We start from the raw sequence: 21,250 nt of genomic DNA, 5'->3' as shown, positions 1-21,250 counted from the left end.
GCCGGACGCCTCCCGCCGGCTGACTCCTTACGACGCAGGTTCCAGTACGACGACTGGGATCTGGCGGGTGGTCTTCCGCTCGTAGTCGGCGAAACCTGGATACGCGGCCTTCTGCGCGCTCCAGATCCTTTCCCGTTCGTCGCCGGCGGCAACTCTGGCGACCAGCTCGACCTTGTCCGTGCCGATCTCCGCCTGGGCCTGTGGGTTGGCGAGCAGGTTGTGGTACCAGTCGGGATTGGTGGGCGCACCGGCCTTGGACGCGAACACGGCGTAGCCGCCATCCACCTTCTGGTACATCATCGGGTTCACGCGGGGCTGGCCGCTCTTGGCCCCGACCGTGTGCAACAGCAGCAGCGGCGCGCCAGCGAACTGACCGCCGACCTGCCCACCGTTGGCGCGAAACTCAGCGATTATCTTGTCGTTCCAGTCACTCATGCCTTCTCCTCGCCCCGCGCACCGGCTCCGTCAACACGATTCTGACAGTCTCGGGCGCCCACTGCTTGCTTGGGAAGGCAGCAGCCGCTCACTTGGGTTCGATCTCCCTCGCCGCTTGAGGAACGCTAGCGGCGGTCAGCTGTGCCGGATGCTTGCCGGTGGATCATGGGCGCGGCTGGCTCCGCATTCGTTTGCTCGATCGGGCCGAGTTGCTCGGCGTCGTCGTACTCCTGCGCACGGAGGGCCTCGTCACGCCCTGGCGGCGATCGGCCGAACTGCGCGCTTCCGCCTCTGGGGCGAGTTCGGCAGCGCGTTCTGGGTAGCGGAATGGGGCTAAGAATGCGGTTGTGGGGATTGCTCCTCTTCAACCCGCGGCGAGGGGGATGGGGAGGAGGACTGGCCCGGAACCGCAGACGCTACGCCGTCTCCTTTCTGCCAGAGCTTCCCCATAGGGGCAGCTGGTCAACAGCGAGTGCAGGGGGAGTCTTTTCTGACCCTCCAGCTGAAGGTGGTACTGCCCTGTCCGCCTCCATCGGCCGTGACCGTGACGGTGTAGCTGCCTATGGTGCTGAGTGTGCCGCTGATCCGGCCGGTCGAGGGGTTGATGGCCAGCCCAGGAGGCAAGCCGGTCGCCGACCAGGTGTACGACCCGCTCCCGCCGGTGGCCTGCATCTGCAGCGCCACGGTGTCCGGCTTGAGCGAGCTCTGGGTGCCCGGGTTGGTGACCGTCACCGCCCCGCTCGGCGGGGGTACGGGGATATCCGGTGGCGGGCACGTCAGCGACACCGGCTGAGACTCCGCTGTTCTGGTGATGAACTCCGGAGTCCCCGAAAGGAATTGGACGGTGGCGGTCGCTCGACCCGAGTAGTAGCCCGACTCGCAGAGCGTGCCCGGGCTGTTGACGCCAAGACCGAACAGGGTTCCGTTGGTGTTCTGCCAAACCTCTGTACGGCCGTTCACTGTTTGGCCAGGGCCGGGGACCAGCCCGTGGTAGAGCAACTCCACGGTGAGGTCGACGCGTCGCACTGGACCGTCGCACAGGACAGATGCGGAGAAGTTGATGATCTTGGGATTTTCAGTCTTGCCCGGTGGGCTGTCCGGCGAGATCCAACCACAGTAGTGACCGTCGGAAGCCGCGGCGGACGCCGGTGCGGCGAAACCCAGGGATGCGATGACGATGACAGTCGCTGCCATGGTCATCAGTAGGCGGGATCTGTTGCGACGCAAGAGTTTTACATCCATCGATGGATGGTCGCATGGAGGCGTCGGCGTCAGCAATGGCCGAGCCATCGGGGCTCGACCGGCGCCGCTCCCTCGGCGAGGACCAACGTGGCCGTGCGGCGCTTCGTCGGCCCGGACCGGGTACGCGGGGCGGCGCCGGTGCCCGTCCCGGCTCAGCCCCGCCTGCCGGGAAAGTTGACTGTGAACGGCGAGGTGCCCACCCGGATGGCGGACGCGTCGACCTGCCGGACGTAGTCCGGGTGGCAGCGGTCGGCGTGCAGGCAGAAGCGGACCCGCTGGCCAGGCAGGAGCCGGGCGTCGTACCGGCCGTCCTCGACGTTCTCGTCGACCGCGACGATGTCGCCGGTGTCGGCGTTGTAGACGTAGACGGGGTAGCTGTAGCCGTACACCGGAAGGCCGTTGGCTTGGCCGGAGACGGGGGTACCGGCGCGCATCCGCTCGTTCGCCACGGTGGTGCCGCCGGCGACGACCTTGATCCGGGTCGATTTGACGCTGTTCGGCGCCCCACCGGACCACTGGGTGGCGTAGACGCTGTTGGCGCCGCCGTTGCCCGGTGGGATGAACGCCAGCGACCACTCGTACGGGCCGAGCCCGTTGAAGGTGTACGAGCCGTTGCCGGAAACCTTCCAGGTGGTCTCGTACCAGAACGGGTCGTAGGTCGTCAGCGCGACGGTCACCGACACCGGCTGGCCGGTGACCGCGTCGGTGATCGACCCGGTGATCGACCCCGCCCGGTCCAGCAGGATGTCGGGCAGCGTGGTGATCCCGGCCCCCGGCTCGACCACCACTGCCTTGGCCCGGTCGCCGGTGCCACCGTTCGGGCCGACCCACTGCGCGCCGTGCCCGTTGGCCGAGCCGCCGGCCCAGATGTTGTACCGGTCCGGGTAGAGGCTCCGGAACCGCACCACCCCGTTCTCGTCGGAGATCTCGTTGGCGTCATAGATGTCGGGGAACCGCTTGTCCACCGAGATGGCGATGATTCCCGTGTTGGGCACCGGCGCGCCGGTCGCCCGGTCCCGCAGCGTCACACGCAGTTCGTTGCCGGGCGGCTGGACCGGCAGCGTCGCGTGGGTCACCCGCCCGGCGACCGCGGTCGCCTCGACCATCCCGCCCTCGTGTACGCCGTCGTTCGCGTTGCCGGTGAACCGGTAGCGGCCGGGCGGCACCTCCAGGTCGAGGTACCCGTTCGGGAAGATTCCGGCGGCGTTGGTGCAGATGAAGCCGAGCTCCAGCGGGTCCTGCACACAGAAGTCCCGCACCTCGGCGCCGGTGGCCGCGTCGGCCGCGACGAACCGGATCCGGCCGGCCGGAGGTAGCACGTCGTTGACGACGAGCCGCCCACGGGCCGGGACGGTGACAGCTCCCCAGGGGAACCCGAGCCGACTCGGGTAGTAGCGGGGCCGGAACACGCCGGGCAACTGGTTGGTGATCCGGTAGCGCCCAGCCGACACCCCGGACACCCGCCACCGGCCGGCCCGGTCGGTGGTGGTCGAGTAGGTCGGATGCTCGGCTCCGGAGTCCGGCGCGAGGGTGACCCTGACCTGGCCGGCCGGTCGGCCGGACCGTTCGGTCAGGGTGCCGCTGACGGTCGCGGCGGCGCCACCGGCCCGGACCGGCGCGACCGGACCCAGCACCGCGTCGACCCCGAGCAGCAACAGCGCGCTCAGCGCCGCCAACAGGAGAGTTCCGGTAGATCTGGTGGGACGTGCTACTCGACTGTCCATCGTGGTGGCACCTCCGGAATCGGCAAGCCCGGCTCGCTCGCGCACGTCAGGGCAGCCTAGCCACGATTTCCACCACTACAAGTCAGGTGATAAACACGGACAGTGTCGATTTTGGGGACAACTGCGGGCCGCTCCGGACGGTCCGGGTGTAACCACGAACAGCATGATCCACAGTGGGCCTTCCGGCGTTGACTCGGAGCCACGAACGCGCAACGCTGTGGAAGCGCTCCCATTGACGGGCTCCTATCCGAAAGGAATGCTCGTGCGTCCCACCACAGCTCTACTCCCGGTCGTGCTCGCCACGGCCCTCGGCGGTCTGGCCCTGCCGGAGCCCGCCCTGGCTGCGGCCGGCCCGGCGCTGGCCGTGGACACCACCGCCGCCCGCCACCAGATCAGCCCGTACGTCTACGGCATGAACTTCGCCGACCAGGCCCTCGCCCGCGACCTGCGGCTGCCGGTGCACCGCTACGGCGGCAACGCCACCACCCGCTACAACTTCCGTGCCGACACCACCAACCGCGCGTCGGACTGGTTCTTCGAGAACATCCCCAACGACAACCCGAGTCCGGAGGACCTCCCGGAGGGCTCGGAGACCGACCGGTTCGTGCAGCAGAACAAGGCCACCGGCGCCGCCACGGTCATGACGATTCCGATGCTCGGCTGGATCGCCAAGGACCGGTCGCGGGCGTGTGGCTTCAGTGTCGCCAAGTACGGCCCGCAGCAGTCCACCGACACCTGGGCACCGGACTGCGGCAACGGCATAAAGCCGGACGGGTCACCGGTCACCGGCAACGATCCGGAGGACACCAGCGTCGCCGTCGGTCCGGAGTACGCCACCGACTTCGTCAATCACCTCAAGGGGCAGTTCGGCGCCGCCGCCGACGGTGGGGTCCAGTTCTACAACCTGGACAACGAGCCGGACCTGTGGCACGCCACCCACCGCGACGTCCGTCCGACCGGGTTGGGCTACGACGAGCTACGCGACCGCACCTACGAGTACGCCGCCGCGATCAAGGCTGCCGACCCCGGCGCGAAGACGCTCGGACCCGTCGGCTGGGGCCTGAACTCGATCATCTATTCGGGTCTCGACCAGGACACCTGCTCGCGCACCGGCTGCTGGTCGAACCCACCGGACAAGGCCGCGCACGGCGGCCAGGACCTCGGCCCGTGGTACCTGGACCGGATGCGCGAGTACGAGCAGCAGCACGGCACACGCATCCTCGACTACTTCGACGTCCACCTCTACCCGCAGCAGTCCGGCGTGTTGGGCGAGGCCGCTGGCGACGCCAACACCCAGGCGCTGCGACTGCGCTCGACCCGCCAGCTCTGGGACCCGACCTACGTGGACGAGAGCTGGATCAACAGTCCGGTCCGGTACATCCCGCGCCTGCGCGAGCTGGTCGACCAGCACTACCCGGGCACGAAGATCGCGATGACCGAGTACAACTGGGGCGGCCACGGGTCGCTCAACGGCGCGCTCGCCCAGGCTGACGTCCTCGGCATCTTCGGCCGCGAAGGGCTCGACCTGGCCACCCTCTGGACCGCACCCACGGCCGACCAGCCGGTGGCAAACGCCTTCCGCGTCTACCGCAACTACGACGGCAAGGGCGGCGCGTTCGGCGAGACCTCCGTCCAGGCGACCAGCGCCGACCAGGGCCGGCTGGCCGTGTACGCCGCCGAGCGGAGCGCCGACAAGGCACTCACAGTGGTCGTGGTCAACAAGACCGGCGACGATCTGACCAGCCCGGTCGCCCTCACCGGCGCCTCCGCCAGCACCGCTCAGGTCTACCGGTACAGCGGGGCGGACCTGGCCGGTGTGGCCCGGGAGGCCGACCTGCCGGTGACCTCCGGCGGCCTCACGGCCACCTTCCCGGCCAACTCGATCACCCACCTGGTGCTGCCGCGCGACACCACGCCCGGCGACACCCAGGCCCCGACCGCCCCGGGCAAGCCGACCGCCGGCACGATCACCGGCGACAGCGTCGCGCTGGCCTGGACGCCGTCCACCGACGACACCGCCGTCACCGGCTACGACGTGCACCGGATCGACACCACCGGCACCGTGAAGGTGGGCAACGCCACCGGCACCACGTACACCGTGACCGGCCTGACACCGGACACTCCGTACACCTTCGTGGTGACCGCCCGCGACGCGGCGGGCAACGTCTCGGCGGCCTCGCCCGGCCTGACCGTGCGGACCGCGCCCACCGCCCCGACCGTCGGCTGCACGGTCGGCTACACGGCGAACAGTTGGCCGGGCGGCTTCACCGCGTCCGTGACGATCAAGAACACCGGCACCACCGCGATCGACGGCTGGAAACTCGCCTTCGACTTCCCCACCACCGGCCAGAAGGTCGGCCAAGGATGGTCGGCCACCTGGAAACAGAACGGAACGAGCGTCACCGCGGACAGCATGAGTTGGAACGGCAGACTCGCCCCCGGCGCGTCCACCAGCACCGGCTTCAACGGCACGTGGAGCGGCACCAACCCGGCACCGACCGCCTTCAAACTCAACGGCCAACGCTGCGGGTGATCTGAGAGACCCCTGCTCCGTGCCACACCGGCGGAGCAGGGCGGAGGGGTCCGGGGCGCAACGGCACCCCGGCCCCCTCGCTCTCGAACGGCCAGGTCCCGCACGTCAGCTGGCCGAGACTCCGGAGGGGGTCTTGTCCCCCGTGCGAGCTACCCGCAAGTGTCCACTGCACGGTGACGATTACGGCGGCGGAAAACCATAGGTTTCTTCGTGTCCGCGGCGCTCTGGTCGCGGTCTGCGAAGGAGTCATCATGCGATTCGTCAAACAGCTTCTCGCCGTCGCCGCCGTCGCCTTCGTCGGCGGGCAGGGCGTCGCCGTCGTCGAGGGCAGCTTCTTCCTCACCTTGGTGATCGGCGCTGCGACGGCGGTGCTGGGCGCGGTCGTCTACCGGTGGGTCGTGCGGCGCACCGAGCGCCGTGAGCCGACCGAGCTCGGCCTGGACGGCTGGGGCGCAAGGCTGGGCCGCGGGACGCTGCTCGGCTTCGCCATGTTCGCGGTCGTCATCGCCAACATCGCTTTCCTCGGCGGTTACCACGTCGAGGGCTGGGGTTCGCCGACGGGAGCGCTGGGTCTGCTCGGCTTCATGGCGGCCGCCGCGGTCACCGAGGAGCTGCTGTTCCGGGGGGTGCTGTTCCGCATCATCGAGGAGCGTACGGGCACCTGGATCGCTCTCGCCCTGACCGGCGTGGTGTTCGGCGCCATCCACCTGGCGAACCCGGACGCCACCGTGTGGGGGGCGACAGCGATCGCCATCGAGGCCGGGTTCATGCTGGCCGCCTGCTACGCCGCCACCCGGAACCTGTGGGTCCCCATCGGCCTGCACTTCGGCTGGAACCTCGCCGCCGGCGGCATCTTCAGCGTGGTGGTCTCGGGCAACGGCGAGTCGAAGGGGCTGCTCGATGCGTCGACGTCGGGGCCGGTCGCCCTGAGCGGTGGCGACTTCGGGCCGGAGGGCAGCCTGTACGCGGTGCTGGCCGGCGTGGTGCTGACCGTGGTGTTCCTGTGGCTGGCCAAGCGCCGCGGGCACATCATCCCGCGCCGCCGTCGCACAGCGCAGGCTCCGGCGACCGCTACAGTCACCCAGTGATCAAGCTCCGGAGGCTCCCGGATCTGTGGCGGCAGTGGCCGATCACGCTCCGGGATCTCCCGTTCGCCCTGGCCCTGGCCCTCGCGGCGGTGGTCCCCGCCCTGGAGCGGCAGGGTACGCAGCTCGGCAACCTCCCGGACCGCCCGTACGACGCGCTGACCATCGGTGTCGTCGCCCTGGAGTGCCTGCCGCTGGCCGTACGGCGTCGGTGGCCGGCCGCCTGCCTTGCGCTGGTTTCGCTCGGCTTCGTGATCGACCAGCTCCGCGGCTACCACACCATCGCGGGTACGGGACTGGCCATCGCGCTCATCAGCGCCGGCGCCCACCTGGAACGGCGCCGGTGGGCCGTCGCGGGTCTCGCCTCGGCGGCGTACGTGCCCCTGGCGATCTCCCTCGACCGGCTCGGATCGAGTGAGGGCGTCGCGGGGTTCACCACCTTCTACCTGATGCTGGCGCTCGCCTGGGGCATCGGGGCGTGGCTGCGCCAGAACCGGGCCGCCGAGGCGGAACACCGCCGCCATGTCGAGGAGGTCACCCGTACTGCGGAGCGCACACGCATCGCCCGGGAGCTGCACGACGTCGTCACCCACCACGTGACGGCGATGGTCGTGCAGGCCGAGGCGGCGCGGTACCTGACGGGCGCCCCGGACAAGCTGGACCAGACCCTGACCGCGATCACCGGCACCGGCCGCAGGGCCGTCGGCGACCTGCGGCAACTGCTCGACCTACTCAACCCCGATCACAGCACAGGCGATCCGCGTACGCCCTCCGTCGGCGACCTGGACGCCCTCGTCGACCATTCCCGGCAGGCCGGGCAGCCTGTCGAGTTCGTCCGGGAGGGCACGCCGGCGGCGGCCACCGGCAGCGCCGAGGTGGTGGCGTACCGGGTGGTGCAGGAGGCGTTGACGAACGCGCTGAAGTACGCGCACGGCAGCCGGACCAGGGTTCGCGTACACCATGGGGAAGGGGAGACGACCGTGGAGATCAGCACCGACGGCTCCGGATCTGACAGCGCGTCCCCGGGCGGCAGTGGGCGCGGCCTCGCCGGGCTCCGCGAGCGGGTCACCGCCCTCGGTGGCGACTTCAGCGCGGGCGCGCAGGCTGGCGACGGCTTCCTCGTGCGGGCCCGGATCCCGGCGGGAAACCCGTCGTGACCGCGCCGGTCCGGGTGCTGGTCTGCGACGATCAGGAGCTGATCCGCACCGGATTCGCGACGATCATCGACGCCCAGCCCGACATGACGATCGTCGGCGAGTGCGGCGACGGGCGCGCGGCGGTCGACCTGGCCGTTCGGCTCCGGCCGGACGTGGTGGTGATGGACATCCGGATGCCGGTGCTCGACGGCATCGAGGCGACCCGCCTGCTGGCCGGCGCTGCGGTCCCCGTGCCGGTGAAGATCCTCGTGGTGACGACGTTCAACCTCGACGAGTACGTCTACGAGGCGCTGCGCGCGGGCGCCAGCGGCTTCCTGCTCAAGGACGCCCCACCGGCGCAGCTGCTCCACGGCATCCGCACGGTAGCGACAGGCGCCGCGCTGCTGGCCCCGGAGGTGACCCGGCAGCTGGTGGGCAGGTACGCGGCCCGCATCCGCCCGGCCGAGGGTGGCCCGGACGGCGGCGCGTTGACCCGGCGCGAGCTGGAGGTGCTCCGGCTCATCGCGGAGGGCCTCTCCAACAGCGAGATCGCCGCGGCCCTGGTGATCAGCCAGGAGACGGTCAAGACGTACGTGTCCCGCATCCTCACCAAGCTCGACCTGCGCGACCGGGTGCAGGCCGTGGTGTACGCGTACCGCCGGGGCCTGGTGACCTGAGCGGCCCGCTACCTCCTCAGTATGCTTTTGTCCCTATCGTTCATCGCGAACGAGGCGGAGCGTGTCCGCCGTGATGATTGTGGCCTGGCCGGGGAACCGCCGGGTGGCGACGATGATGCCGACGATCTCGTCGAGGTCGTTGCGCACCGGCCGCCCGGTGAACGATCCGTCGATGCCGTCGAGGCTGGCCTGGATCGTGGCGGGGCGTTCGCCGGTCGTCGACGTGAACTGCTCGACGAGCGCGGGCGTCCAGACGTACCGGCCGGCCGCCGTGACCGGTACCTCGACCGAGTCGCCGACCCGGACCAGCGCGCTGTATCCGAGCCGTGGAGCCGGGACCGGCAGCGGCGTGCTCACCCGGACGACGAGCAGCTGATCGCTGCTGGGGGCTGGGCTGGCGTGGCCGGCGACCGTGAGACTGCCGGCAACTGACACCGTGACCGGACCGCCGGCGGGAAGCCACTCGCGACTGGTCACCACGCGGTCGCTGCCCAGCAGCAGCCCGCCGACCGTCGTGGATCCGATGGGAGTCGAGGAGGACACGGTGACGGCCGGCGCGAAATCGCTGGCGCGGCCGAGCTGCGGGTCCGCCGCGCGGAGCTCGGCCACCGCGGCACTGTACGCGGTCAGGTCTCGGACCTCGGCCAGGGCGTGCCGGCGGCGTTCCTGGTCGGCCGGCTCCACGATGTCGAATCGCTGGGCGGCGGTGAGGGCGCCGCGGTAGTCGCCGTTGGCATAGCGCTCGCGGAAGACATGCACCGGTTCCTGGGCGACGTCGACCTGGGTCAGGAGAACAAACCACGTGGTCAGCCGCTCCTTGAGAGATGTCATATGGGTGGCCGCCGCTCGCAGCGCCCGCTCGCGCCGTTTCAGCTCGGCCACCTCGGCGTCCAGGTTGGGTCCAGGCATCCGGTCGGCCGCGCGGCGGCCGTGCGCCCGAGCTTCGACCAGCCGATCCGACGCGGTCCGGACCGACGTGGCGGTCTCCGCGGCGGCGATGCGTACGTCCCGCAGTGCCCGAGCCGTCTCGGCGTCGAGCCGTGCGTCGGCGGCCAGGTCGAGGCTGTCCAGCCGCCGTTGCAGCTGGGCCCGGAGCTGGTCGACACTGAGGCCGTCGGTGTCGACCAGCAGGTCGACCAGTCGCCGGTGCGCCTCCCGCAGCTCGTTCGTCTGCTCCCGTTGCCTGGCGCTCAATTCGAGTCGCTTGCGCATCCGCTCGGTGTCGCCGGGTGACAGCAGGGTCGTGTCGGTGATGCGGATGCCCTGCTGTCTTCCGTTGTCGATGTTCCTGGCGGTCACTGTCAGCACGCAGCTCTGGTCAATTTCGAAGGCGACTTCGATCTGGGGTCGCCCGCGTGGAGCCGGCGGGATGCCGTCGAGGTGGAACTGCCCGAGCAGGAAGTCCCGGTGCAACTGTCCGTTGTAGACCTCTACCCGGACACTCTCCTGCCGGTCGTGATGGGTGGTGAAAGTGTTGGTGCGCTTGAGCGGGATGGTCGTGTTGGCCGCGACGAGTTCGGTGTACTGGTGCTGGTCGTCGGCATCGGTGGTCTTGATGCCCAGGGAGAACGGCGTCACGTCAAGCAGTAGCGTGTCCTTGAGCATGCCGGCGAGAACCGCGGCCTGCAGTGCCGCCCCCTGCGCGACAGCGGTGCGCGGCTCGGCGACCGGGGTCGGGCGCAGTCCACCGAAAGCGTCCTGGATGCGGGCCCGCACCAGTGGCGAATGCGCGGGACCACCGATCAGTACGAGGTGGTCGACCTTTCCCGTCGGCCGGGCCCGAACGCACACCTGCCGCAGCTGCTGCAGTAACTCGGAGATGACCGACTCCATCTCGTGCACGGTCAACCGCACTGTGACATCGTGGCCGTTGAACGCGTACAGGGTGAGGTCCGCCTCGGTGCGCGTGGAGAGCTGCTTCTTGAGGTCCTCGGCGGCAACCTCGAGCCGGTGCCGGGCTTCGGGCGTCGCCGGTACGGTCTCGCCGGACCGCCGGAGCTGCGTGGCCAGCGCCGCGGCGATCTTCACGTCGAAGTCGCGGCTGCCCAGCTTTGTTTCGCCCGACAGGCTCTGTACGTCGTAGAAGCGGTCCTCCACCTCGAGCAGGCTGATGTCGAGGGTGCCCGCGCCGAAGTCCACGATCACCACGCGGCCGCTGAGCTGACGCCGCTCGAACGTGGCCGCGATGCAGGCGGCCGTGGGCTCGTGGATGAGCTGGACCAGCTCGACACCAGCGATGACGCACGCGTCGCGGGTGGCGTTCTTCGCCATCATCGGGTAATACGCCGGGATCGTCACGAGGACCTTCGACCGCTCGACCCGGACCGGATGCTCCCGCAGCGCGACGTCGAGCCATTCCTCCTCGACACCGCCCAGGGCGTCCCGGGCGTAGGTGGCGAGCTGCTCGCGCACCTCACCGGCCAGCATCGCCTCGACGATCATTCGGCCGTGTCGGATCAGGCGAGCGGCGACCTCCTCGGGCCGATAGCTCTCCGACGGGCCGACGGCGTACTGCTTCGCCGTACCCATGTCGCGTTTGGTGTTGCTGAGAATCGCCCGCAACCGGTTGACGGTGAGTTCGTCGCCCCGCAGGCCGACCAGCTCGCGCCCCTCATGATCGATGCAGAGCGTGGACGGGAAGCCGGCGTCGTGGCGCCACCGGCACAGTACGGGTATGCCGCGATCGCTGTCGTAGATAGCCACCATGCAGGTGCTGGTGCCCAGGTCGAGCCCCCAGGTCGGGGCGAACCGCCTGTTGACCGCGTCTACCGCCTCGGCCGTCCACGCCTGTGCCCGTTCCTCGAATGCCACCCGGTTGCGGTCGGTGACCCGCCGGATGGCCTCGTCGACCTCGTATCGCAGGGCGACGCTGACGTTTCCCTCGCTGCGGGAGCGCCTTCAGGCAGAACCGCACCAGCCCGTCGACGCCGAGCTCGCGCATCGCCGCGACGAACGACGGCTCCTCGATCGCGCGGTCCTGATGCACCTCCAGAAGACACGAAACGGCCTGCTTGTAGTCCTTCGCCGTGAGGTAGTTCTCGGCCGCGGCCGGCCAGTTCCCGGCCCGGCGGTAGTCCTCCGCCGCGGCGAAGTGGTCACCGCCGGCGGCACGGGCCTCGGCACGCTGGTTCAGGCTTTCGCGGCTGTCGTCGTTACGCAGGACGCGCACCGCCTCGCCGTACATCCCGGCGCGCTGGAAGAGGCGGTTCGCGCTGAGAAGATGTCCGCCGTCCTCCGCCCGGCAGGCGGCGGCCGTGAAGTTGCCGGCGGCCTCCTCGAACCGGTACCAGTCGCGGTAGACGCCGGGTCGGTCCAGCTCGGCGGTCCGGCGTACCCGATCACCGAAGCTCTGCCTTGCCTCGACCACCAGCGCCTCGCGGACCCGGGCCACGTCGTTGCGCGCCTCGCCCAGGTGGTCGGCGCCGGCCAGGCGCTCCCCCACCAACTCGACCAGCTCGGCCGCGGCGCCGTACTCGTGGCGATCGGCCCGCGCCTGAACGCCGGCGAGACACGGCCGCACCAGCGCCGCCAGCATCTCGTCCGCGCCGGCCGGGCAGGCCCGCAACGCGGCCACATACCGGTCCAGGGCGTCGTCGCGACGATCGTCCATCTCCAGCAGCTGGCCGGCGTGCCTCTGTAGGCGACAGAGCCCAGCACCATCATGGAACCGTTTCGCCACGGCGACGCCCGCATCGACGACCTCGATGTCCGTGCTCGTCTGGCAGCCGGCGACCACCGCTTCACCCTGAGCCGGAGTTCTCGCCAGGAGCGCCGCCCTACCCAGCAGCCCGCGGAACATCGCAATCTCGAACGAACCGAACTCGCGCTCGGGCGGCAACCGGTCGAAGAACATCCGCCACCACTCGGAATGGCAGCGCAACTCGCGGGCGACATCGTCGTCCGGCAACCGGTCAAGCAGATCGGCGAGGCCGCTACCAGCCTTTCTCTCGAGCGTGTCGTCACCGAGTCGACCGGCCAGCTCGACGAGGCTCACCAGGACGCCGACGTCGGAACGGACCAGATCGTGCAGGCGCCGGGCACGCGCCCCGAACGCCCTCCGCAGGTCGTCGTCGGATGGTCGAAGAGGCTCGTCCGTCACCCAGCCGCGGGCCGCGGCGGGGTCGTGCCGCAGCGCCAGGAGCACCGCCCTCCTGAACTGCTTAGCCCGCTTGGCCCGGGACCTGTCCGACGCCGACACGGCAACCTGCTGTCCGACACCGGACTGGTCGGGCACACGGTGCAACGCGCTCGCAGCCCGCCGGAGCCGGCGTGGGCCGCCGACAAGCCAGTCCAGAAAGGCGTCGGTGAACGATTGGTTCGCGGCACGAAAGACTATGTTGTCGCGACGAGCCTGCACCCGGTCCGCGACCATCAGGATCGTCGCCAAGGCGAACGCGCCCACGCTGGACACCCGGTCGAGGGTGCCGAGGACATCGCCCCCGATCGCCACGGCACCAAGGACGACGGACAGCAGCAGCACGACGATGATCAGAAGTCGTCGCCCTGAAGTCTGCACCATCCGGACATCATCGCGAAAAGCAACCGAGCCGTCACTCGCCCAACCGGTCGCGACCCTCCCAGTGCCGACCTATGGCTGCCGCAGGCAGGGGTGTGTGCAGTTGAGCGCCGATCGATGCCGTTGGACGCAGTTCGACAGATCTATGCCGGCTCGCGCACACCGCCTGCGTTGCCACCGTCGTCTGGCATCGGTTCGGCCGGGGCTTCGGGCAGTTCGTCCGGCGTGCCGGGCAGAAGGACGCCCGCGTCGTCGGGCACCGGTTCACGCGGGTCGATGGGCGGATACTGTTCGGGGTCGAGATCCGGTCCAGTCATCAGGCGAGTATCCGTCGTCTTCCGGACCGCCGCTCGTCGGGCCTGCGAGCCGGGCAGCCTTCCCCTCGCCTTAGCTACCGCTCGGATGCGGATTCCTCAGCACAGTTGCGCTCGTCATTGTTCGTCCAGACGATCAGCGACGCGATCAGCAGGAGGATCGAGCCCACCAGGAAGGCATGGGTGAATCCTTCGGTGAAGGTCGCCTGCAACAGTGCCCGCCCCACGGCCTCGGGGTCGCCAGGAAGCGCTGTGGTGATCGGGCCGATCACCTGCTCGGTGCGCTGCCCGGCGAAGTGCAGGGACACGCTGCTGAGTACGGCGAGGCCGACTGATCCACCGAGTTGCTGGGCGGCGTTGAACAGGCCGGAGCCGACGCCGGTGTCCTGCGGTGCCAACCGGTAGAGCGAGGCCGGGGTGAGGCCGGCCAGCACCATTCCCATGCCCACGGCCATGGTGATCAGGTACGGGAACACCTGGCCCCAGTAGCTGACATTCCCGCCGACCGTGGTGCCGCCGGTGGCGGCCAGCGCCGCGGCGGCCGGGCTGTCGTCCACCGAAAGCCGTGAGAACATCGCCATCGAAAAGGCGGCCAGCAGGGTGCCGGCGCCGGCGATGATCCGCGGCTGGATCCGCGTCATCGCCCTGCCCGCCACGGTCGCCGTCACCACGATCCCGAGCGCGAACGGCAAGAAGGCAATGCCGGTCCGCAGCGGCGAGTAGCCGAGGATCTGCTGAACGAACAGGGTCAGGAAGTAGAACATGGCGAACATCGAAGCCATGGCCAGCGCCAGGGCCAGGTAGCCACCGGCCCGGACCCGGTTGCCGAAGATCCGCAGAGGCAGCAACGGATGGGCTGCGCGCCGCTCGATCAGCACGAAGATGACGAGCATGGCCACTCCGTCCGGTCAGGCGCGACGGGGCGACCCTGCTCCCGCTCACACGCCGACCGGGTGGCATCCAGGCGTTCAAGATCGTGCTTGAGGCGGGCGGATCGGACACGCCGGACCTCCGCACGCATGAGGGTTACGAGTGGCTCTACGTCCTCAACGGGCGCTTACGCCTCATGCTGGGCGGTCACGACCTCGTCCTCCGTCCCGGCGAGGCCGCCGAGTTCGACACCCGTACCCCCCACTGGTTCGGGACGCTCGACGGTGAAGGGGCCGAATTCCTCAGCCTGTTCGGCCAGCAGGGCGAGCAGGTCCACTTCCGTGCGAGACCGAAGACGCCACGACGCCAGGACAGCGCCGAATAACCCTCGGCGCGTCCATGGCCTGCGACCCGAGCAGACACAGGACACAAGCCGCGGCGCCGACTATGTCAACAGTTGGTCCAGCGTGCGGGGCGCCGTTGGGAGCCGTTGATGGAGCCTACGACGAGGCCGTTGTCGGCGATTCCCCAGCCGAAGGGGTCTCGGACACCGGGGATGGCGCCGCCTAGGGCGACGAGCCGGTCGCCGTGGTCGACGGCTCGGTCGCCGAGCACTGTGCCTCGACTGTTGACGTCCTGCGTTGATACCAGCGCCGGGTGCACGGCGGACGCCACGCCAGTCCGCAGGTCCCAGCGCACCAGGGTGCTGTCCCCGCCCTCACTGCCGGTGCCGACGCTACCGACCGCCCAGGCCCCCCGGGCCGCGGTGATCCCCGACCACCGGGCCCCGGGGGCGGTGAGCCGGTCGGTCCTTGCGTCGGGATGGCGTACCCAGCCGAAGCTGCCGGCGGTGCCGATGATGGTGCCGTCGTCGAGGATCTCCCTCGCGCTAGCGTAAAACGGGGCGTCGATCACCTCGACGGTGCCCGGCCGGTCGGCGGGCCAGAGCAGCGGCAGGGTCGACTCGGTCTGCTCAACGGCGCCCAGGCCAACTATGTCGCCGCGTGAGTTGATCCCCAGCGCAAAGGTGTTGGAGACCGTCGGCAGGACGGGTAACCACTCCAGGCGCCCGTTGCGGTAGCGCCAGGGGCGGTAGACGTCGCCGACGAAGGCAGAACCGACGGCAACGCCGTACCGATTGATGTCCTCGACTTGCTGCGGCGCTCCAATGGTGACGACGGTGAGGCGGGGTTCGTCCCACACCCCCGGCCCGGGTCGGCGCGGCGTTCCGGCCCAGAGCAGCAGTAGCGGCTGCGAATCGGCGTCATCGGTTCGGTAGCCGATACCGGCGATGAACCGACCAGACGGGTCGACCGTCAGAGCTCGACCATTCATGTCCGCTGGTAAGGGCAGTGGTCGTAGCGCGCAGACCGGGACGGGCCGGTGCTTCGGCTCGGCCGTGGCAACGCCGGGCAGGCCCAGCGTTGCGGCGAGGGCGCCAGCGGTCAGACTGACCAAGAAGCCGAAGCGCTGCCTACGGCTAGGCGGCGCTGATTCCCGACACCACACAACCGCGATGTTGCGGAAGTCGTCGTTACATCGGGCTGTTGAGGTGGTGAGTCCCGCAGCACGCCGCACACCTGGCGAAGGTCTTTAACCTTCAGAACGTCCATCATGTTCACTGCCCTCCCGGCAGCGCCACACACAGACCCGACGACCCCGGTTGCTGCACGTAGCTTCTGCACAGGCAGCAAAAGGCCACCCCCAATGAATGGGGATGACCTTTGACCTGCGTGAACGGAGAGTGGGCGATGCTGGTATCGAACCAGCGACCTCTTCGGTGTGAAACAGGACGCCGCACCGACTCTGACCTGCGGCAACGTGGAGCCGCAGGCAGGGGTGGGTGCAGTTGAGCGCCGTTCGATGCCGTTGGCCGCAGTTCAAGGCTGTTCAGGGCACCCCGCTGCTCCCAACCTGCCCCCCCCCCCCCCAAAAACTGGGGCTGGCACCGGGCCGCCCACCGACCGTGAGCTGCCAGCCTGGTGCCCTGGTTTGGCACCAGCGCTGACTCCCGTAGTCGCATCGGTCGACCGGGGAGCACGCCCACCGTCGCCGCACCTTGTCAGCGGCAGATCCGGATACTCACTGGGCTTGAGCCGGGCCGAGTGCTGCACGGTCAGGTGTTCCTGGCCCGCGGCTGTCTCATCCCCGGGCCTCGAGGTGAAGCAGCCGGGCGGCGTCGACCCTGGCGGCGCGCAGGGCACCGGCTGAGCAACGCCGTGCGTAGGGGTACCCGCGCCATCCGGAACACCGACGCAACCGGACCGCGACGACGGCGCACTCGTACACATGTGCGATGTGCGGCTTCCGGGATTTCAACCTAGCCTGCGTGGTGACCGCCGCCGCGCCATTGGCCGTGGATTCGCGGCGGCGGTCTATTGCCCCACTCCAGGTATTCGAGAAGGAGCAACGTGACAATCCTAGTAACCGGAGCGACCGGAAACGTGGGTCGCCAGGTGGTGGCCCAACTGGTCCGGGCCGGGCAACCGGTGCGGGCGATGACCCGCCAGCCGCACCCGGGTCGGCTGCCGGATGGGGCCGAGGTGGTCCAGGGAGACTTCGAACGTCCAGAGACCTGGCGAGCGGCGCTGGACGGAGTGCAGTCGGTGTACCTGTTCCCCTTTGTGTACACCGCGCCCGACCATGGGTTCGTCGATGAGGCGGTCAAGGCCGGCGTCACCCGGTTCGTCGTGCACTCCGCGGCGGCGGCCGGGTTCCCACCCGGAACCGGAGGCGACGGCGCCCTCGGGCGGCACCTGACCGAGGAGCGGGAAGCGCACCGCGGGTTGGAACTGCTGGTGGAGGCCTCCGGCGCTGAGTGGACCCATGTGCGGCCGGGCCTGTTGGCCACCAACGCGCTGCGGTGGGCCGATCAGATCCGGGCCGGACGGGTGGTGCGCGGGCCGTACGCGGCCGCTGGCTATCCGGTGGTCCACGAGGCCGACGTCGCTGACATGGCGGTCGCGGCGTTGCTGACGGACGACCATGTCGGTGCTGCGTACACCGTCACCGGCCCGGTGAAGGTCTCGCAGGCGGAGCAGGTCACCGCGATCGGCGCCGCCATCGGCGTGCAGGTGCGATTCGAGGAGCTCGATCCGGCCGAGGCCCGCAGGCAATGGCTGCGCGACGGCTTCGATGAGGTGACCGTCGACTGGATGATCGCGCTGCTCGCCGACGCGGTCGACGGGACGGGAGCGTTGCCGCCGACGGACACCTATCTGCGGGTGACGGAGCGACCACCGCGCACGTTCGCCCGGTGGGCCAACGATCACGCCGCCGACTTCCGGGTAGAGGTGACACGATGACGATTCTGGTCACGGGTGCCACCGGCATGGTGGGCCGACACGTCGTCGCCGAACTGGTGAGGACCGGTCATCGGGTCCGCGCACTCACGCGGACGCCGTCGGCGGCGAATCTTCCGGACGGAGTGGAGGTCGTCGGCGGCGATCTGACGGACCCGCCGTCCCTGGAGCCGTCGTTGAACGGTGTGGAGCGGATGTACCTGTTCTCGGTTGGACGGACGGCGCGTGATGTTGTTGCTGCTGCGAAGCGGGCCAGCGTGCGGCGCATCGTCGTGCTGTCCGGGGCGCTGGCCGACACCGATGACAGTGAGGACGGATACCTGGCGGTCGAGCGTGCGGTCGAGGATTCCGGTCTGGAGTGGACGCATGTGCGGCCTGGGGAGTTCGCCGCGAACTGGCTGGACTGGGCCCCGACCATCAAGGAAGGTCGTGTGGTCCGCCGTCCGTACGGGGCTGCGGTGACCCAGCCCACCCATGAGGCGGACGTCGCCGCGGTCGCTGCGAGGGTGCTCGTCGAGGACGGCCACACCGGCCGGATCTACACCTTCGCCGGCCCCGAGGCGCTCACCACCGTCTCGCAGGTCGACGCGATCGGCACGGCGATCGGCGCCACGGTGCGGTTCGACGAACTCGATCCGGCCCAGGCCCGAGCCGAGTGGATCAGCAACGGCTATCCGGAGGCGTTCGTCGACTGGATCTTCACCATGTGGGCGGAATCCGCGCGTGCCCCCGCCCCGACGAACCAGGAGTGGGCCGACATCGTCCCGCGCCTGACCGGCCGACCCGCGCGGACATTCGCGCAATGGGCCACCGACCACGCGACCGACTTCCGGTAGACCCTTCATCGTGGGGCATGGGCCGGCTACTACCCGGTCGTCCGCTCGGCCTCAGGCTGACCTCACGCAGGTGCGGGGCGCCGCCCGAATGTGGGGCCTCCCGCACCTGCCGTCTGTCGTATCCTGCCGTCTGAGCCGCCGTCGTGGCGCGCACGACCGGGGCAAGACACCTCGAGGACGGACCGTTGGGTCGATGACGGATGACGTGTCACATCAGGCAGCGGGCAATGCGGGCGAGGACGACACCGCGACCCGGCCTGACCCGGCGCCGGTCGTCGACTTCCCGTCACCGCTCCATCGTCGGCACTGGAGTTCCTGGGAGGCCATCGGCGCGATCACGGGGGTCGTGAGTCTCCTCGTGGCCGTGGTGATCGGCGTCGTGCAAGTCGCAGACCCGCAAACTCCGTCCGGCCGGGAACGGCAGTGGCGAACCGGCTGTCCTGACCGGCGTGAAGGTCGTCGTGCACGACACCTACAAGTTGGTCACCTGTGGCCTTCCCGAGGGTGGTGGAGAAGAGCCCACCTACAACTACAACTTCACCTTCCCCGACGACACGTCATCGGCGTGGACGGACGTCGGTAGCCGTAACTTCTCCGTCGCGCCGCACTCCGTCGAGGCTCTGTCGGTGACCATCGGGCCAGACAAGTCCGGCAACCTGCTGCTGTGGGCTTCTCCCTCTACGGCAGCTTCAAGGGTGGCCGCGAGGTCCACTGGGGCGACGGTGTCGGGATCGAGGGGTTCGACGTCCCGGTCGCGCAGTACGACAGATATGCGGCAGGTTTCGGGCCCATGGGCACCCCGGAGGACATGCGACGTTGCGGCGCGGAGACCGCAGACCGCATTCGCGCCTTCGCCGAGCCGAGCGCAACATCGCCGCAGCTCGTCAATCCGCTGGTGCAACGGCTGATCGCCGGGTACGAGGCGTTGGCACAGGATTAGCGCTGGAGTCCGATTCACCTTGACCGGTCCGACGCGGAGGACCGCGACCGCTGTCCCCGCTGCCTCGGCGTGATCATTCAGAACGGCCGTTCGCCTACTCAATCGCGGGCCGGTGACGGTGGCTGCGGACCGCGGTCGGCTTAGAGGTCCTAACGAAATGATGTTGGGCGTATCCCTGGGACGTGAGGGTCGTTCTGTCTGAACGTGAGGAGGGTTGAGCCACCGCCGTGGATCGTCTCGGACGACCTCTGGGCCGAGGTCGAACCGCTGCTGCCACCTCGACCGCCTCGCCGGCACCGGTTCCCGGGCCGCAAGCCCCTCGACGACCGCAAGGTGCTGTGCGCGATCCTGTTCGTGCTCTACACCGCGATCCCGTGGGCACCTGGGGCAGCCCGGCGAGCAGGCTGTCTACTCCGGATGGACGAACGTTCTCAGTCGCAGACGCTTTGGCGAACCGCCTGCTGCCGCACTGGCGGGCTCGGCCGGAACCATCCCGCCAAGTGGCGCTAGCTCTGGGCTTCCGGCAGCTTGGCGCTCAGCTGAGCATCCGGGATCGCTGTTTTGATGTCCATTCGGGCGGTCAGTCCATCGCGGATCTGGAAGAGGTGGACGAAGCGCGCCGTCGACAACGGCGACCCGTCCGGCGTGCGGACCGTCTGGTCGACACGGACCGCGATACGCCCACCACCCAGCTCGACCGGCTCGCTGGGCTCGTCGTGGGTGTGGACCCGGGTCCACTGCTCAAGCCAGTAGCGGCGGAGCGCATCCTTGCCGTGCAGCCTGGCATCGCCGTCCGGCCAGTCGACGTCGTTGGTCAGCAGGGCGAGCAGGCCGTCGGCGTCCCGGCGGTTGTAGGCGGCGTACATGCGCCGCACCAGCTCCGGCGGCGTGGTCATGAGAGCCCGGTCAGGATGTCGGCGACGGCCTGCGGGTCGGACAGGAACGGATGGTGGCCCGTGGGCAGTTCGACGACCTTGCCGGCGCGGCGGGAGAACTCGCGCTGCCGCGATGCTGGAGTGCCGCGATCGTCGGCGCACACCACATACGTTGTCGGCAGGTCGCGCCACGCCACCTGCCGCACCGGCTGCTGGGTGACGGCAATCGTCTGCCGGATCAGGCGAGCCGCACCCTCGCAGACGATGTCCGGCAGGCAGTCCTGCATGAAAGTCTCGGCGAACAACTGCGGTACCGCGCCGAACGTGCCGCCCTCAGGGTCGAAGTCGAGAAACGGCGGCGGTTCCGGAGCGCCGAAGGTCGACAGCGACTCGCCCGGCTCGGGCAGATAGCTCGACACAAAGACCATGTGCCGCACCGATGCGACGCCCACTGCGGCCTCGGCCGCGACGATCCCGCCATAGCTGTGTCCCACGACCACCGTCGGCTCATCGCCCGCAGCCAGCACCGCCCGCACCGCCGCGACGTCCTCCGGCAGGCCGGGACCGTTCGAACCGGCGGGCCGGTCGCCCTCACCGCAGCTCGGCAACGCCGGCGCGACGCTGCTGATGCCCCGCTCGCGCAGTGCTTCGGCGGTCGGGTGCCACCACCAAGCGCCGTCCCGGACACACGCACCGTGCACGAATACCACTCGCATCGCTGACTCCTTCTTCGGCTGGGATCAACGTTAGACGTACCGCTAGTTA

18 protein-coding genes and 1 pseudogene are annotated in these 21,250 nt (G+C 69.5%); 9 read left to right on the top strand and 10 right to left on the bottom strand.

Features of this window, described 5'->3' with window-relative positions:
* Nucleotides 1–27: 27 nt before the first annotated feature.
* From KBX71_RS01790 to KBX71_RS01780, 3 genes are all read right to left on the bottom strand, one after another.
* Nucleotides 28–435 (bottom strand): nitroreductase family deazaflavin-dependent oxidoreductase, encoded by a 408-nt coding sequence (locus tag KBX71_RS01790; protein ID WP_210816170.1) that lies wholly within the window; start codon nt 433–435, stop codon nt 28–30.
* 462 nt (nt 436–897) lie between these two features.
* Complete coding sequence (locus tag KBX71_RS01785) at nt 898–1,677, bottom strand: Ig domain-containing protein (protein ID WP_247682720.1); 780 nt, start codon at nt 1,675–1,677, stop codon at nt 898–900.
* Between the two features lie 152 nt (nt 1,678–1,829).
* Nucleotides 1,830–3,401, bottom strand: coding sequence for a carboxypeptidase-like regulatory domain-containing protein (locus KBX71_RS01780; protein WP_210816168.1), 1,572 nt, complete (start codon nt 3,399–3,401; stop codon nt 1,830–1,832).
* A 262-nt stretch (nt 3,402–3,663) separates the two neighbouring features.
* Between KBX71_RS01780 and KBX71_RS01775 the strand changes: the two genes are divergently transcribed.
* From KBX71_RS01775 to KBX71_RS01760, 4 genes are all read left to right on the top strand, one after another.
* Nucleotides 3,664–5,934 (top strand): glycoside hydrolase family 44 protein, encoded by a 2,271-nt coding sequence (locus KBX71_RS01775; protein WP_210816167.1) that lies wholly within the window; start codon nt 3,664–3,666, stop codon nt 5,932–5,934.
* Nucleotides 5,935–6,185: 251 nt separating this feature from the next.
* Complete coding sequence (locus KBX71_RS01770) at nt 6,186–7,022, top strand: CPBP family intramembrane glutamic endopeptidase (RefSeq protein ID WP_210816166.1); 837 nt, start codon at nt 6,186–6,188, stop codon at nt 7,020–7,022.
* The gene (locus KBX71_RS01765; protein ID WP_210816165.1) at nt 7,019–8,176 is read left to right on the top strand and encodes a sensor histidine kinase; all 1,158 of its coding nucleotides are present in this window, start codon (nt 7,019–7,021) and stop codon (nt 8,174–8,176) included. Before KBX71_RS01770 ends, KBX71_RS01765 begins: the two co-directional genes overlap by 4 nt.
* Nucleotides 8,173–8,832 carry a response regulator transcription factor gene (locus KBX71_RS01760; RefSeq protein ID WP_210816164.1) on the top strand — a complete coding sequence of 220 codons (660 nt, stop codon included), beginning with the start codon at nt 8,173–8,175 and terminating at the stop codon, nt 8,830–8,832. Before KBX71_RS01765 ends, KBX71_RS01760 begins: the two co-directional genes overlap by 4 nt.
* A gap of 33 nt (nt 8,833–8,865) precedes the next feature.
* Here the strand turns inward: KBX71_RS01760 and KBX71_RS01755 are convergent, their stop codons facing one another.
* The 4 genes from KBX71_RS01755 to KBX71_RS01745 form a co-directional block, all read right to left on the bottom strand.
* Entirely contained in the window at nt 8,866–11,538 is a 2,673-nt protein-coding gene (locus KBX71_RS01755; RefSeq protein WP_247682808.1) for an Hsp70 family protein, read from the bottom strand.
* On the bottom strand, nt 11,444–13,351 hold the full coding sequence (locus KBX71_RS33445) for a hypothetical protein (protein WP_247682719.1): 1,908 nt from the start codon (nt 13,349–13,351) through the stop codon (nt 11,444–11,446). Before KBX71_RS33445 ends, KBX71_RS01755 begins: the two co-directional genes overlap by 95 nt.
* A 140-nt stretch (nt 13,352–13,491) precedes the next feature.
* Complete coding sequence (locus KBX71_RS01750) at nt 13,492–13,665, bottom strand: hypothetical protein (RefSeq protein ID WP_210816162.1); 174 nt, start codon at nt 13,663–13,665, stop codon at nt 13,492–13,494.
* Between the two features lie 74 nt (nt 13,666–13,739).
* On the bottom strand, nt 13,740–14,555 hold the full coding sequence (locus KBX71_RS01745) for an MFS transporter (protein ID WP_210816161.1): 816 nt from the start codon (nt 14,553–14,555) through the stop codon (nt 13,740–13,742).
* 5 nt (nt 14,556–14,560) lie between these two features.
* Here KBX71_RS01745 and KBX71_RS01740 point away from each other — a divergent pair.
* Nucleotides 14,561–14,917 (top strand): annotated as a pseudogene (locus KBX71_RS01740) (cupin domain-containing protein); the annotation flags it as partial.
* A 65-nt stretch (nt 14,918–14,982) separates the two neighbouring features.
* Here KBX71_RS01740 and KBX71_RS01735 read toward each other — a convergent pair.
* On the bottom strand, nt 14,983–15,867 hold the full coding sequence (locus tag KBX71_RS01735) for a hypothetical protein (protein WP_210816160.1): 885 nt from the start codon (nt 15,865–15,867) through the stop codon (nt 14,983–14,985).
* A 1,076-nt stretch (nt 15,868–16,943) separates the two neighbouring features.
* On the opposite strand from KBX71_RS01735, the gene KBX71_RS01730 reads away from it, so the two are divergent.
* The 4 genes from KBX71_RS01730 to KBX71_RS34700 all read left to right on the top strand — a co-directional run bounded on the left by KBX71_RS01730 (nt 16,944) and on the right by KBX71_RS34700 (nt 20,120).
* Nucleotides 16,944–17,837 (top strand): NAD(P)H-binding protein, encoded by an 894-nt coding sequence (locus KBX71_RS01730; RefSeq protein WP_210816159.1) that lies wholly within the window; start codon nt 16,944–16,946, stop codon nt 17,835–17,837.
* Nucleotides 17,834–18,670 (top strand): NAD(P)H-binding protein, encoded by an 837-nt coding sequence (locus tag KBX71_RS01725; protein WP_210816158.1) that lies wholly within the window; start codon nt 17,834–17,836, stop codon nt 18,668–18,670. Before KBX71_RS01730 ends, KBX71_RS01725 begins: the two co-directional genes overlap by 4 nt.
* 664 nt (nt 18,671–19,334) lie before the next feature.
* Nucleotides 19,335–19,610, top strand: coding sequence for a hypothetical protein (locus tag KBX71_RS01720; RefSeq protein WP_210816157.1), 276 nt, complete (start codon nt 19,335–19,337; stop codon nt 19,608–19,610).
* A gap of 204 nt (nt 19,611–19,814) precedes the next feature.
* Complete coding sequence (locus tag KBX71_RS34700; RefSeq protein ID WP_210816156.1) at nt 19,815–20,120, top strand: transposase; 306 nt, start codon at nt 19,815–19,817, stop codon at nt 20,118–20,120.
* Here the strand turns inward: KBX71_RS34700 and KBX71_RS01710 are convergent.
* Complete coding sequence (locus tag KBX71_RS01710; protein ID WP_210816155.1) at nt 20,117–20,506, bottom strand: nuclear transport factor 2 family protein; 390 nt, start codon at nt 20,504–20,506, stop codon at nt 20,117–20,119. The genes KBX71_RS34700 and KBX71_RS01710 overlap by 4 nt on opposite strands.
* Nucleotides 20,503–21,201, bottom strand: a complete 699-nt coding sequence (locus KBX71_RS01705; RefSeq protein ID WP_210816154.1) for an alpha/beta hydrolase — start codon at nt 21,199–21,201, stop codon at nt 20,503–20,505. The genes KBX71_RS01710 and KBX71_RS01705 overlap by 4 nt, the downstream gene beginning before the upstream one ends.
* Nucleotides 21,202–21,250 lie beyond the last annotated feature (49 nt).

Source organism: Micromonospora sp. D93 (assembly GCF_018070365.1).
Lineage (GTDB): Bacteria > Actinomycetota > Actinomycetes > Mycobacteriales > Micromonosporaceae > Micromonospora > Micromonospora ureilytica.
This window is presented reverse-complemented; position numbering and strand designations above follow the sequence as displayed.

Coding starts and splice junctions, on each gene's coding strand:
- KBX71_RS01710 (WP_210816155.1), bottom strand. CDS start 20,506: ATGACCACGCCGCCGGAGCTGGTGCGGCGCATGTACGCCGCCTACAAC.
- KBX71_RS01755 (WP_247682808.1), bottom strand. CDS start 11,538: ATGGTGGCTATCTACGACAGCGATCGCGGCATACCCGTACTGTGCCGG.
- KBX71_RS01745 (WP_210816161.1), bottom strand. CDS start 14,555: ATGCTCGTCATCTTCGTGCTGATCGAGCGGCGCGCAGCCCATCCGTTG.
- KBX71_RS01780 (WP_210816168.1), bottom strand. CDS start 3,401: ATGGACAGTCGAGTAGCACGTCCCACCAGATCTACCGGAACTCTCCTG.
- KBX71_RS01735 (WP_210816160.1), bottom strand. CDS start 15,867: ATGAATGGTCGAGCTCTGACGGTCGACCCGTCTGGTCGGTTCATCGCC.
- KBX71_RS33445 (WP_247682719.1), bottom strand. CDS start 13,351: ATGGTGCAGACTTCAGGGCGACGACTTCTGATCATCGTCGTGCTGCTG.
- KBX71_RS01790 (WP_210816170.1), bottom strand. CDS start 435: ATGAGTGACTGGAACGACAAGATAATCGCTGAGTTTCGCGCCAACGGT.
- KBX71_RS01785 (WP_247682720.1), bottom strand. CDS start 1,677: ATGGATGTAAAACTCTTGCGTCGCAACAGATCCCGCCTACTGATGACC.
- KBX71_RS01725 (WP_210816158.1), top strand. CDS start 17,834: ATGACGATTCTGGTCACGGGTGCCACCGGCATGGTGGGCCGACACGTC.
- KBX71_RS01770 (WP_210816166.1), top strand. CDS start 6,186: ATGCGATTCGTCAAACAGCTTCTCGCCGTCGCCGCCGTCGCCTTCGTC.
- KBX71_RS01705 (WP_210816154.1), bottom strand. CDS start 21,201: ATGCGAGTGGTATTCGTGCACGGTGCGTGTGTCCGGGACGGCGCTTGG.
- KBX71_RS01750 (WP_210816162.1), bottom strand. CDS start 13,665: ATGACTGGACCGGATCTCGACCCCGAACAGTATCCGCCCATCGACCCG.